Origin of the sequence: Streptomyces sp. NBC_01384 (genome assembly GCF_045040035.1) — a bacterium.
Classification (GTDB): domain Bacteria; phylum Actinomycetota; class Actinomycetes; order Streptomycetales; family Streptomycetaceae; genus Streptomyces.
In genome coordinates this window covers 4,649,880-4,662,692 of record NZ_CP109559.1, presented here as the reverse complement: position 1 = coordinate 4,662,692, position 12,813 = coordinate 4,649,880, and the positions used below count along the sequence as shown (strand labels likewise).

General features: G+C 70.1%; 12 protein-coding genes and 1 pseudogene. 6 read left to right on the top strand and 7 right to left on the bottom strand.

Annotated elements, in window-relative coordinates:
- The first annotated feature begins 1 nt into the window (after position 1).
- The 4 genes from OG747_RS21320 (at position 2) to OG747_RS21305 (ending at position 2,233) form a co-directional block, all read left to right on the top strand.
- Entirely contained in the window at positions 2-184 is a 183-nt protein-coding gene (locus tag OG747_RS21320; RefSeq protein ID WP_405880922.1) for a DUF397 domain-containing protein, read from the top strand.
- A complete protein-coding gene (locus OG747_RS21315) occupies positions 178-375 on the top strand; it encodes a DUF397 domain-containing protein (RefSeq protein ID WP_405880921.1) in 198 nt (65 codons plus the stop codon). Before OG747_RS21320 ends, OG747_RS21315 begins: the two co-directional genes overlap by 7 nt.
- Complete coding sequence (locus tag OG747_RS21310; RefSeq protein WP_405880920.1) at positions 372-749, top strand: hypothetical protein; 378 nt, start codon at positions 372-374, stop codon at positions 747-749. Before OG747_RS21315 ends, OG747_RS21310 begins: the two co-directional genes overlap by 4 nt.
- A 137-nt stretch (positions 750-886) precedes the next feature.
- On the top strand, positions 887-2,233 hold the full coding sequence (locus OG747_RS21305; RefSeq protein WP_405880919.1) for a polysaccharide lyase family 1 protein: 1,347 nt from the start codon (positions 887-889) through the stop codon (positions 2,231-2,233).
- 56 nt (positions 2,234-2,289) lie between these two features.
- Here the strand turns inward: OG747_RS21305 and OG747_RS21300 are convergent, their stop codons facing one another.
- Positions 2,290-2,766 carry a hypothetical protein gene (locus tag OG747_RS21300; RefSeq protein ID WP_405880918.1) on the bottom strand — a complete coding sequence of 159 codons (477 nt, stop codon included), beginning with the start codon at positions 2,764-2,766 and terminating at the stop codon, positions 2,290-2,292.
- Positions 2,767-3,245: 479 nt separating this feature from the next.
- Here OG747_RS21300 and OG747_RS21295 point away from each other — a divergent pair, with 479 nt between their 5' ends.
- Complete coding sequence (locus OG747_RS21295) at positions 3,246-4,469, top strand: IS110 family transposase (protein ID WP_331744925.1); 1,224 nt, start codon at positions 3,246-3,248, stop codon at positions 4,467-4,469.
- A gap of 255 nt (positions 4,470-4,724) precedes the next feature.
- Here the strand turns inward: OG747_RS21295 and metG are convergent, their stop codons facing one another.
- Together metG and OG747_RS21285 are read right to left on the bottom strand one after the other, a co-directional pair.
- Positions 4,725-6,452: a methionine--tRNA ligase gene (metG, locus tag OG747_RS21290; protein WP_405880917.1), complete on the bottom strand. Its 1,728-nt coding sequence runs from the start codon at positions 6,450-6,452 to the stop codon at positions 4,725-4,727.
- 172 nt (positions 6,453-6,624) lie between these two features.
- Positions 6,625-8,415, bottom strand: coding sequence for a VWA domain-containing protein (locus OG747_RS21285; RefSeq protein ID WP_405880916.1), 1,791 nt, complete (start codon positions 8,413-8,415; stop codon positions 6,625-6,627).
- 219 nt (positions 8,416-8,634) lie between these two features.
- On the opposite strand from OG747_RS21285, the pseudogene OG747_RS21280 reads away from it, so the two are divergent.
- Positions 8,635-8,955: pseudogene (locus tag OG747_RS21280) on the top strand (phosphatase); the annotation flags it as partial.
- A 52-nt stretch (positions 8,956-9,007) separates the two neighbouring features.
- Here OG747_RS21280 and OG747_RS21275 read toward each other — a convergent pair.
- From OG747_RS21275 to OG747_RS21260, 4 genes are all read right to left on the bottom strand, one after another.
- Positions 9,008-10,951: an FUSC family protein gene (locus OG747_RS21275; protein WP_405880915.1), complete on the bottom strand. Its 1,944-nt coding sequence runs from the start codon at positions 10,949-10,951 to the stop codon at positions 9,008-9,010.
- A gap of 217 nt (positions 10,952-11,168) precedes the next feature.
- Entirely contained in the window at positions 11,169-11,459 is a 291-nt protein-coding gene (locus OG747_RS21270; RefSeq protein ID WP_405880914.1) for a hypothetical protein, read from the bottom strand.
- A complete protein-coding gene (locus tag OG747_RS21265) occupies positions 11,456-11,839 on the bottom strand; it encodes a DUF6247 family protein (protein ID WP_405880913.1) in 384 nt (127 codons plus the stop codon). The genes OG747_RS21270 and OG747_RS21265 overlap by 4 nt, the downstream gene beginning before the upstream one ends.
- 174 nt (positions 11,840-12,013) lie before the next feature.
- The gene (locus OG747_RS21260) at positions 12,014-12,799 is read right to left on the bottom strand and encodes an alpha/beta fold hydrolase (RefSeq protein ID WP_405880912.1); all 786 of its coding nucleotides are present in this window, start codon (positions 12,797-12,799) and stop codon (positions 12,014-12,016) included.
- Between the last annotated feature and the right edge of the window lie 14 nt (positions 12,800-12,813).

Genomic DNA, 12,813 nt, shown 5'->3' with positions numbered 1-12,813 from the left:
CGTGATCCAGTGGCAGAAGTCGACCTTTTCCAGCGGCAGCGACGGCAGTAACTGCGTGGAACTCGCCCATTGCGAGAACATGTTGCTCCTCCGCGAGAGCGACGACCCCGGCCGAATACTCCCCGTCTCCCCCGTCGGCCTGGCCGCGCTGCTGCGGCGGATCCACGTGGATCGTCAATGGTGACAGACGGCGGGTTCCAGTGGCAGAAGTCGTCCTTCTCCGGAGGCGCGGCGGGAAACGAATGCGTCGAACTCGCCCGTACCAACGAATCGTTGCTCCTCCGCGAGAGCGACGACCCCGACCGAATACTCCCCGTCTCCCCTGACAGCCTCGCCGCGCTGCTCACCCGTATCCGCGCGGACCGTACGTCGTGACGGCCGACGACGGGTTCGAGCGCGCTCTGGAGACCGTGCTGCGGGACCTTCGGGCTCAGTGTTCTGTGCGGCCCGATGTCCGTGAGCCCGAGGACGACTACCCGGGGCTCATGCTCTACGCCCCCGACGGCTCAGGTCAGGGTGTGTACGGGGTGGGGATCGCCGAGGTCGCGGACGGGGTGCAGGACTGGGCCGTGGAAGCGTTGTGGGCGGAGGGGGAGTCGGCGGTGTGGCCCGAATGTCCCGCGCATCCTGACTCGCATCCGCTGAGTGCGACCCTCGTCGAGGGTGTGGCGGTGTGGGTCTGCCCCAAGGAGGGCGAGGTGCCCGTCTGTCCCATCGGTGAGCTGCCCCCGCGTGACTCGAACGGGTGACGGCGCCCTCCGTCCGACGAGTTGAAAAAAGATCGGCAACCTTTTCGAACCCGGCGACCACACATGAGTCAGAAGCCCCGTTCACCGGAGCTTCGCGCACCACAACACGTGCTCCACCACCACGTAAGGACTCATCCGTGGCATCCCCCTCGCACCGCAGGTCCCTCCGTAAGCGTCGCACCGTCATCGTCTCCGCCGCCGCCGTGACGGCAGTGGGCCTCGGTGCTGTCGCGTTCGTGATGAACGCGAACGCGGGTACGGTCGACCTCGCGCACCAGGTGCTGCCCGCCAAGGACGGCTGGGCGGCGTCCGGATCCGGGACGACCGGCGGCTCGCAGGCCGACTCCTCGCACGTCTACACCGTCAGCACCCGCGCCCAGCTCGTGAAGGCGCTGGGCAGCAGTTCCAGCACCACGCCGAAGATCATTCAGATCAAGGGCACGATCGATGCCAACACCGACGACTCCGGCAAGAAGCTGACCTGCGCCGACTACTCCGCCGGGACCGGTTACTCGCTGTCCGCCTATCTCAAGGCCTACGACCCGGCCACCTACGGCCGCTCCAAGCTGCCCTCGGGCACGCAGGAGAAGGCCCGCGCCGCCGCGCAGCAGAAGCAGGCCAAGAACATCGTCTTCAAGGTGCCCGCCAACACCACCGTCGTGGGCGTCCCGGGCACCAAGGCCGGGATCACCGGCGGCAGCCTGCAGGTGCAGAGCGTCGACAACGTCATCATCCGCAACCTCAGCTTCTCCGCCACCGAGGACTGCTTCCCGCAGTGGGACCCGACCGACGGTGACTCGGGCAACTGGAACTCCCAGTACGACGCCGTCACCCTGCGTGGGGCCACCCACGTGTGGGCCGACCACAACACCTTCACCGACGCGCCGTCGTTCGACAGTGTCAACAAGAAGTACTACGGGCGCGAGTACCAGATCCACGACGGTGACCTCGACATCACCAAGGGCTCGGACCTGGTGACCGTCGAGCGGAACCAGTTCACCAACCATGACAAGACCATGCTGATCGGCAGCAGCGACACCGACAGCGTCGGCAAGCTGCGCGTCTCCATCCACCACAACGTGTGGAAGGGGATCGTTCAGCGTGCGCCGCTCACCCGTATCGGGCAGGTGCATATCTACAACAACTACTTCGACACGACGACCGTCAACGGGTACACGGTCCTCTACAGCATCAACTCCCGCGCCAAGGCCCAGGTCGTCGCCGAGGACAACTACTGGAAGGTCTCCGCCGACCAGAAGATCTCCAAGCTGCTCAGCGGCGACGGCACCGGCTCGATCGCCGGCAGCGGCAACCTCGTCAACGGCACCTCGACCGACCTCGTCGCCGCGTACAACGCCGCGAACTCGAAGAAGCTGAAGACGACCGTCAACTGGACGCCGACCCTCAACGCCGGAATCCAGAGCTCCGCGAAGAACCTGCCCACCGAGCTGGCCACCACGACCGGTGCGGTCCTGACCAAGTAGGTCGGGACACGGAAAGGGCGCCCGGGACTGGAAAGCCCCGGGCGCCCGATCCTGGCTCAGGTGTCGTACCGGCCGTTCCACGGCTCGGCGAACGCGAGGCGGTCCGGGTAGAGCTCGGCCCAGGCCTCCTCCTCGTCCTGCCTGATCACCAGGCCGAAGAGCACGCCGTCGACAGTGCGCTGGAAGGGACGGATCGCGATGTCCGTGTAACTGCGCCGGGGCAGGCTCCGCAGGAGTTTCGCCAGGTGGGCGCGGGCGCGGGAGAGGACCGAGTCCGGTCCGTCGGGCGCCAGTTGCTGTTCGGCCCAGGCGCCCGCGCACCAGATCTCCGAGTCGCGGTAGCGGCCCTCGGCGTCGAAGGTGTGCAGCACCGTGTAGAGACGTTTGTGCTGTTCCCAGCCGTCGTCGGGACGGTACCCCTCGGGGAAGGCGTAGGTGATCGACGCCAGAAACTGGCCGTCCGCGTAGCGACCGATGCTTTCGGTGCGGGACTTCGGCTCGTAGGCGATCGGGATGACCGGAGGGACTGCCATGGCGAAACCATACGGGTGGTCAAGAGCATGCCACCAGCGGGGTCGGTTTCCGGCCGAGGGCTGAGACGGAGGACGGGAGAAGAGTGAGGGCCGGCACCCCCGCGGATGCTGTCGGCGCATCCGGTCGGCCGTGCCTGCTCCCCCACCTGTGTGTCGGCAACCGTGAGCACTAAAGCGCTTTAGTGCTCACGGTTGCCGGAGAGGGTGTCCCGTTACCTTTTCCGTGGCCCCGCAATGGGGCGCCTGGCCCCCGGGCCCGGTATGGCTGTGTGCCCCCTGTCGTACGGATGACCTGGGGGGTGTTGCCGCCGGGCTTCGGGGCACCGCTTGACCGCTGATGAGGGGCCTGACGACCGCTTGGTCCGGCGCAATGCCGGGCCGCTTCACGGGCGGCATGTCTGCGTAACGTGGTTGCCGGCGTGTGGTGCCGCAGGGACGGCCGGGAGTTTCAGGAGACGAGGGGCGAGGGGCACGCGCATATGGTCGATACGACCGCGACAGATCTCTTCCTCGGCCTGGACCTGGGCAAGGAGTTCCACCACGCCCACGGCCGGACCGAGGACGGCAGAACCGTGCACGACAAGCGGCTGCCCAACACCGAGCCGAAGCTGCTGGAGCTGTTCACCAGGCTGGTGGCGAAGTTCGGCACCGTTCTGGTGATCGTGGACCAGGTCGCCAACATCGGTGCGCTGCCGCTGACGGTGGCCCGCGCGGCCGGCTGCCGGGTGGCCTACCTGCCCGGGCTGTCGATGCGGCGGGCCGCCGATCTGCATCCGGGCGAGGCCAAGACCGACGCCCGCGACGCGTTCGTGATTGCCGAGACCGCCCGCACCATGCCGCACACCCTGCGCGCGGTGGACCGCGACGACGAGGTGCTGGCCGAGCTGACCATGCTCACCGGCTACGACAACGACCTGGCCGGCGAGGTCAACCGCGCCACCAACCGGCTGCGCGGCCTGCTCTCCCAGATCCACCCCTCTCTCGAGCGTGTGCTCGGCCCGCGCCTGGCCTACCCCTATGTCCAGGCCCTCCTTCAGGGCCACGGCTCCCCGGCCAGGCTGAAGAAGCTGGGCCGTGCCCGCTGCGAGGCCCTGCTCAAGGTGCACGGTTCGCGCAAGGCCCGCCACCTGACCGCAGAGATCTTCGACGCGCTCGCCGAGCAGACCCTTGTCGTTCCGGGCACCGAGGCCAGCGCGCTGATCGTGCCGGGACTCGCCGCCCAGCTCGCCGCCGCCCACGCCCAGCGTCGCCAGGCCGAGCAGGAGATCGCCGCCCTGCTGGAGGCCCTCCCTCTTTTCCACCTCCTGACCTCCCTGCCCGGCCTGGGCGTCAGGACCACAGCGGCCGTGATCGTCGCGATCGGTGACGGCATGTCCTTCCCCACCGCCGGACACCTCGCCTCCTACGCCGGACTCGCGCCCGCCACGAAGTCCTCGGGCACCTCCATCCGCGGCGAGCACGCACCCCACCGCGGCAACCGGCTCCTCAAACGCGCCCTGTTCCAGGCCGCGTTCGCCGCGATCGGCTGCAAGTCCGACCCGTCCTCCCGGATCTACTACGACCGGCAACGCGCACGCGGCAAGACCCACACCCAGGCGATCCTCCGCCTGGCCCGCCAGCGCGTGAACGTCATCCACGCGATGATCCGCACCGGGGCCCTCTACGAAGCACGCACCCCGGGCGGCGTCGACCTCGCCGCCTGACGACTCCACCACCCCTGCCCTCCAGGCCCCATCACGCCCGCGCACCGGCACGGCCACTCCGGCCCTGCCGGCCACAGGGCTGCCCATCAGCCACCCGATCCGCCGGGAACATCCCGCTTCGCGGGACGTTCCCGAAAACCAGGATCAACCCCTACAAGCCGACCACACCGGGGTTGACGAAACAGATAGGGGCACCCCCCCGCCGCGGATTGCCAACAGCATCCCGCGGCGGGGGGGGCACCCTCTCCGCCGTCACTACTCCGGTGCGCCGCCGAAGCGCTCCTTGTACGACTCCAGGTCCTCGTCCGTGATCTTGGCGAAGAGGACCGGGGGGACCGTGAAGGGGGTGCCCGCCGGGACGGAGGACAGCGCCTTCGCGTCGTCCGCCGTGACCCACACCGCCGTGTCGTCCGTCAGCGCGAACGCCGAACGCATCGCGCGGGAGGACGCGGGGATGAGGGGCTCCGAGACCACCGAGTAGAGGTGGATCAGGTTCATCGCCGTGCGCAGGGTCAGGGCCGCGCCGTCGGGGTTGGTCTTGATCTCCAGCCAGGGGGCCTTCTCCTCCAGGTAGGAGTTGCCGGCCGACCACAGGGCGCGCAGCGCCGCCGCGGCCTTGCGGAACTGGAGGGCCTCCATCTGGGTCTCGTACTCGGCCAGGAGACTCGCGATCTCCTCGCCGAGCCTCGCCTCCGCCTCGCCCGCTTCGGCGCCCGCCGGGACCTCCTCGCCGAAGCGCTTCTTGGAGAAGGACAGGACACGGTTGACGAAGTTGCCGAGGGTGTCGGCCAGGTCCTTGTTCACCGTGGCGGTGAAGTGCTCCCAGGTGAAGGACGAGTCGTCCGACTCGGGGGCGTTGGCGATCAGGAAGTAGCGCCAGTAGTCAGCGGGCAGGATGTCCAGCGCGTGGTCGGTGAAGACGCCGCGCTTCTGGGACGTGGAGAATTTTCCGCCGTAGTACGTCAGCCAGTTGAAGGCCTTGACGTAGTCGACCTTCTTCCACGGCTCGCGCACGCCCAGCTCGGTGGCCGGGAACATGACGGTGTGGAAGGGCACGTTGTCCTTCGCCATGAACTCCGTGTAGCGGACGGTGTCATCCGCTTCGTACCACCACGACTTCCAGTCCCGGTTCTCCGGGTCTGTGTCTCGCGCGGCGGCTGCCCACTCCTTCGTCGCGCCGATGTACTCGATCGGGGCGTCGAACCAGACGTAGAAGACCTTGCCCTCCGCCGCCAGCTCCGGCCAGGTGTCGGCCGGGACCGGCACGCCCCAGTCCAGGTCACGGGTGATCGCCCGGTCGTGCAGGCCCTCGGTCAGCCACTTGCGGGCGATGGAGGAGGCGAGCTGCGGCCACTCGTGCTCGTGGCCCGCCACCCACTCCGAGACCTCGCTCTGCAGCTTCGACTGAAGGAGGAAGAGGTGCTTCGTCTCCCGGACCTCCAGGTCCGTCGAGCCGGAGATCGCCGAACGCGGGTTGATCAGGTCGGTCGGGTCCAGGACGCGGGTGCAGTTCTCGCACTGGTCGCCGCGTGCCTTGTCGTAGCCGCAGTGCGGGCAGGTGCCCTCGACATAGCGGTCCGGGAGGAAGCGGCCGTCGGTAGGGGAGTAGACCTGGCGGATGGCACGCTCTTCGATGAAGCCGTTCTCGTTCAGGCGGCGCGCGAAGTGCTGGGTGATCTCTCGGTTCTCCGGGCTGGAGCTGCGGCCGAAGTAGTCGAAGGCCAGCTCGAAACCGTCGTACACGGCCTTCTGCGCGTCGTGCGCCTGCGCACAGAACTCGTCGACGGGGATGCCCCGCTCCTTCGCCGCCAGCTCGGCCGGGGTGCCGTGCTCGTCCGTCGCGCAGATGTAGAGGACGTCGTGGCCGCGCTGGCGGAGGTAGCGGGAGTACACGTCCGCCGGGAGCATGGACCCCACCATGTTGCCCAGGTGCTTGATCCCGTTGATGTACGGAAGGGCGCTGGTGATGAGGTGTCGAGCCATCGCGGGCTGCTCCCAAGTCGCTACGTGGGGTGACGATCGTCGGTTCAGGTCGTGTCGCCGGTCGTCTTACGAACCTTGAAATCGTAGCCGACATGGGTGGGCCGCCCGCTTCCCCTTTTCAAGGGGTGGGAAACGGGCGGCCGGGTGGTGGGTGTCGGTCGGTCGCTGGGGGTTATGGGCGCCAGTTCGCCAGTACGCCCTCGTAGACCTCCGCGTCGGTCAGCTCGCGGGGGGTGGGGCCCGCGTGGAAGAAGGCCGTGTTGTCGGTCTTCAGTTTGCGGAGGTAGTCGAAGGCCTTGTTGTCGTGCTCGCCGAACGCGACGAAGGAGAAGAAGACGGTGGGGTGGTTCGCCGCCGCGTCCGTGAGGGACTGGGTGGCGGGGGTCTTGGCGTCCGGGGCGCCGTCCGTCTGGAAGATCACCAGGGCCGGGGCCGTGGGGTCGTCCGACTTCTCGTGCTGCGTGATCACTTCCTGTACGGCGATGTGGTAGCTCGTACGGCCCATGCGGCCGAGGGCGGCGTGGAGGTCGTCGATCTTGTTCTCGTGCTCGGGGAGGGTGAGCTCGCCGGTGCCGTCCAGTTCCGTGGAGAAGAAGACGACGTGGACGGTCGACTCCGGGTCCAGGTGGGCGGCGAGGGCGAGGGCCTGCTCGCCGAGGGCCTGGGCGGAGCCGTCCTTGTAGTACGGGCGCATGGACGCGGAGCGGTCGAGAACGAGGTAGACCTTGGCACGGGTGCCGGTGAGGTCCCGGTTCTTGAGCGCGGTACCGGCTTCGTCGTATGCGGTGGCGAGGTCGGGGGCGTGGGACTTGACGTGGGTGAGGGGTACGGCGGGCTGGGCGTCTGCGGCGTCCGCGGCGACCGGCTCGGGGGTTTCCTCGACGGCGGGCTCGGGAGCCTCTTCGGGGGCGGGTTCCGGCGTGGGCTCGGGCTCGGCGGCGACCGTTTCCACGGGGGCGACCTCTGCGGCGACCGGCTCAGGGGTTTCCTCGACGGTGGGCGCGGAGGTCTCTTCGGCCACGGGGGCGGGGGCCTCTTCGGCAACCGGCTCCGGGGTCTCCTCGGCGGCGGGTTCCGGCGTGGGCTCGGGCTCGGCGGCGACAGGCTCCTCGGCCTTCGGCTCCGACTCCGGCTCCGGCTCAGTGACCTCGGGCTCCGGCTCCGGCTCAGTGACCTCGGGCTCCGGCTCGGAGATCTCCGGGACCTCGGCGACCGGCTCGGACTCGACGACGGGCTCGGCTTCGACCACAGGCTCCGGCGCGGGCGCCTCCACCACAGCCTCGGCCGCAATTTCCGTCTCAACCGCAACCTCGGTCTCAACCGCAACCGCAACCTCGGCCTCAGCCACCGGCTCAGGTTCAGCCACCGGCTCAGCCTCGGCGACCGGCTCGGGCTCGGCTTCGACCTCGGGCTCGGGCTCCGGTGCGGGCGCGGGCGCCTCCACCACAGCCTCGACCGCGGCCGGAATCTCGGGCTCGGCCACAACCTCAGGCTCAACCTCAGCCACAGCCTCGGGCTCGGCCACAACCTCAGCCACAACCTCGGACTCGGCCACAACCTCAGGCTCAGCCTTGGCCGCTACCTCGGGTTCAGCCGCCGGTTCAGCCTCAGCCGCCGGCTCGGTCTCGGTCGTCGGCTCGGGGGCCGGAGTCGTCTCCTTCTCCTCTTCCTTCCGCTCTTCCTTCTCTTCATCCACCGGCTCCGCCGGCTTCGGCACCGTTACGTTGTCGAATGCCGCCGACACCAGCTCGTCCACGACGGACGACTTGGGCTCCGGCTTCGGGGCCGGCTCCGGCTCGGACGAAGGTGCGGGGATCTTCGGCTGCACCTCCGGAGGAACCCGCTCGGTCGCCGGGGCCGGGACCGTGGGGGCCGAAGCCTCCGTCGGCGAGGTCTCCGCGTCGGCGTCACGCCCCTTGCGTGAGCGGCCGAACGCGTTCCGCAGGAGAGTGATAATGCCCATGTGCGCAACCCTTCGCATGAGTTGTAGCCCGTCAATCCCTGGCCAGGACGGACACGTAAGGTTAGCGGCCGCCGTCGGCGATCTTGGGCAGGGTCGGGTACCGACAGGTAGCGGTGTCAAGAGCGTTATCAAGTCCCCTGCGTATTGAGTGGGTTCGCTCTCCGTTCATTCGGGTGAAGCGTCCTTGTACCCATGTCCCCCTAGCGTCACGCTCACACCATGGGTTCGTATGGGGAGAGTAAAGTGCGGCTGCTGCCGTTGATCGGAACGCCCGGCTCGCATTCCGGCGGGCGGTCCCCCTTGGCCTGTAGGTTCCGCTGTGGTGACGCCTGCTTCCACGAGGTGCCCAACACCAGCGACAACCCGTACGTCGGTGACGTCATCGCCGGTGCCCCGCAGGCCCAGGCGGCCGAGGCTGCCGGGGCCGCCGACGCGAGCGCCACGGCCCACGCGGCCCATACGACCGACAAGGCCGGGCGCGGTCTCCGCTTCAGCCCCGTCGCGTCCAACACCGCCGACGCCGTCACCGTCCCCGACGGATAGGGCCAGAACGTCGTCATCCGTTGGGGTGAACCCATCCTCCGCAGTGGTCTCAGTGCGGCGACGCGATGGCGCGGGCCGCCGCGACCTCCTGCCGGAGCGGCTCGAGCACACTGCCCGCCGGCCCGGTGAGATCCGTACGGACCGCGACGAGGACGTCCGTCTCGCGCAAGCCCTCCGACAACTCCCGTAGCTGGAGGGCGACATGGGTGACCTCCGCCGGGGAAGGTCGCTGGGCCCCGTGCCGGATCCGTACCCCGGCCGCGGTGGTCGCGTCCACGATCCGTTCGACGGCGACGACGAGCGGCAGCCAGGCGGCGGCGCGCCGGCCGTTCGGCGGCGGTTCGCTCAGCGCGCGCTGGAACTCCGTACGGATGGCGGAAAGATCGCGGTAGAGGCGGCGCCGCATGCGGGCGCGGGCGGCGGGGTCGGCGTCCGCCCGGAAGGCGTACTCCACATAGCGGGCGGTGTCCGCGACCGCGTCCGCGAGGCGGTCGCCGACCCGGGTGTGCCAGCTCTCCGGCCACAGCAGATAACCGGCGACGAGGGCGATCGCGCAGCCCATGAGGGAGTCCACCAGGCGCGGTACGAGCAGGGCCGTGCCCAGGTGGTTGAGGACGTCGGAGAGGAGGAGGATCACCGGGGTGACGGCGGCGGTCTGGTAGCCGTAGCCGCGCGGGCTGAGGACGGGGATGAGCGGGGCGAGGACGAACAGGACCGCTACGTCCCACCAGCCGAGCGGCACCGCGGCGAGGACGACGGCCGCGACGACGAGCCCGGCCACCGTGCCGAGCGCGCGCAGCAGCGCCCGGGAGAAGACCGACCCGAAGTCGGGCTTCATGACGAAGGTGATGGTGAGGGCGACCCAGTACGAGCGCGGCACCGGGACGAGCGAGACCAGGGCCTGGGCGAGGCCGATGCAGATGGCGAGGCGCAGTCCGTAGCGCCAGGAGGCGGCGGACAGGACGACGTTGCGGGCACCGCGCGCGGCGCGGACGCGGAGGGCGGCGGGCCTGCCGAGGCGGTCGTCGACGTTGTGGAGGGCCGCTTGGCCGGCGGACCGGTCGCTGACCACGTCGGCGGCGTGGCGCAGGGCGTGGTTGACGGCGCGCGCGGTCTCGTTGGTCGGGACCGGGAGACTGAGCCCTATCGGGCCGGTGTAGCCGGTCTCGATGGCGTCGGCGAGGTGGCGTACGGCGGTGGGGACCTCGGGTGACAGGGGTTCGCCGAACTGGTGCGCGGCCGGGGCGGCTTCGATGACGGGCGTGATGGCGTTGAGCTCGGCGAGCAGCCGGGCGAGCTCGGGGCTGCGGCCGTGCTGGAAGGCGCGCCGGGCGAGGGCGAGGTCGTAGGACTGGTTGAGGGACTGGGTGACGGCGTAGCGGACGTCGACGTACCTCTCGGTGCCGCTCGCGGCGAGCAGGTCGGCGACGGTCCGGTAGGTGTGGGCGACGGCGGCCCGCTCCGGGACGCCCGAGCGCAGCGGCCAGGCGAGCAGGGCGAGGGCCAGCACGAGGAGGCCGCCGCCGGACATCAGCAGGGGTGCGAGCCACCAGGCGCCGGGCAGGGGCAGTCCGGCGCCGATGGAGCAGTTGAGGAGCAGCAGCAGTCCGGATACGGAGGCCACGGCGCCGATCGTCGAGATCATCCCGGAGATCAGCGCGACGCCGGTGACGGCGCCGACGGCGACCCAGCCGTGGCCGTAGGCGAGCGAGCCGATGGTGACGCCGACCGCGCCGAAGAGCTGGGGGACGGCGATGTTGAAGATGCGCATGCGGTACGCGTCCGCGGTGTCGCCGATGACGCCCGACAGGGCGCCCATGGAGGCGAGGGCGCCGTATGCGGGCCTGCCCGCCGCGAGGCCGATCGCGAGCGGCAGGGCCATGGCGATCGCGGCGCGGGCGGCGGCGGCCCAGGGGACGGGGGCGTGCTGCGGCCGAAGGTTCCTGACCAGCCAGTCGGGAGGGGCGAGAACGCTGGGCAACTGGCGGGACATGCCCCCATTATGACCGCGTCATACTCGCACTCCCGGGCTCATGTGCGCTGGTGGAGGGCGATGTGGAGGGTGATGTCGACGACGAGGGCGCGGTGGTCGCTGCCGGTGATGCCACGCGGCCGCCGCAGTCTCCACGTCCCGGCCCGCCTTCCACTCGTCCGCGTGGGGTGCCCGAATCCTCCCTCAAAGACGGGGTGGTGTGGCGGAGGGTTGCCCTCTAGAGGTCGGTGAAAGGGGGAATGACCCGGGTGATGGCGATGAGGCGGAGGCGGGGGACGGGCAGGGCGTAGAACCAGCCGTCGGCCAGCAGCGGCACGCGGCGCAGGCCGCCGGGAACGCCTCGCCGTGGGCCTTCGCCGATGTCCGTGACATCGACGCCGACTTCGGCCAGGGCGACCATCTCGCCGGCGAGGCGCTCGACCTCGAGCACGACATGCTCGGGCAGGCCGGACACGACGTGGTGGGCGTCCGGGTCGTACTCCCAGCGCCACTGATCCTGGTCGCTCACGCGGCGCCCTGCTGCCGGTCGAGGCCCGCTTCGACGCTTGCCACGTCGAGGATGCGCCCGATCTCGGCGGCGATGGTGCGTGCCTGGTCGAGGTCCTCGGTGTCCGCGGCGCGGGCTTCGAGCCGGTGCAGTCGGGCTGCCCGTTCCGGGTAACGCTCTATGGCGACGTACACCGCCCACTGGCCGACGAAGCGTCGCATGGGCGACGCGCTCACCTGATCGCGTGCCTGCTGCAGCGCTGCCGCCCGCTCGGCGTCGAAGGTGGGCAGTGCGTCGGGGGCGATCACGGCCAGTGCCGCGCGCAACTCCTCCGGAGTGCTCGCGGGCTGTGCGATGCGCGGGCGGCCGGAGGCCGGGGGCTGGCCGGGCTGCGTGCTCATCGCGGTCTCCTGAGGCGTCGTCGTTGCTTCGCTGTGCTCCACCGTACGGGCTGCGGGCGACGTCCCGCACGCCCTCGACCGGGCTTGACCCTTTCGAGTGCCTCGGGCCGTGATCCGGGATCCGGGATCACGGCACGGGCGGCACCCGACCCGCCGTCACGTGGGGGACCCGGGTCATTCCTCCAGCCGTTTCAGGAAGTCCGCCAGTGCCCCGTTGAACTCCTCCGGCCGCTCCAGATTCGGCAGGTGGGCCGCCGAGTCGATCACCCGCAGGGTCGAGTCGGGCAGGGCCGCGTGCATCGCCTCCGCGTCCGAGACCGGGGTGTACTCGTCGTCGGCGCCCACGACGACGAGGGCCGGGACGGTGACCCGGGTCAGCAGCTCGCGGTAGTCGGGGCGCTGCGCCCGCCCCCGCAGGGCCGCCGCCGCGCCCTTTGGCGGTGTGGCGGTCATCATGCGGTGCACATGCGCCGCGACCTGCGCGTCCGCGTACGGCGCGACCATCTTGTACAGCACCTCGTCGGCGTAGCCGAGCATTCCCTCGCGCATGAGCCGGTCCGCCATCTCGCCGCGCGCCTTTTGGCCCTGCGGCGTCTCGGCCGCCGGGAACGTGTCGGCCAGCACCAGCCCCCGGATGCGCTCCGGGAACTGCCGGTAGCACTCCATCGCGATCTGGCCGCCCATGGAGAGTCCGCAGAGGATGAACCGGTCCACCCCGAGGTCGTCCAGCAGTGCCGCGATGTCCTCGGCGAAGGTGGCGAGCGGGGTGAGGCCGGGGACGACCGGAGACGCGCCGTAACCGCGCAGGTCCGGGGCGATCACCCGGCGCCCCGACGAGAACGCGGTGATCTGCGGGGCCCACATCGTGTGGTCGAACGGGTGGCCGTGGATCAGGACGAGAGGGAGCGCCGCGGAAACGGCGGCGCCCCCTTTGTCCTCGTACGCGAGGAAGGGTGCCATGGCCACGACCCTAG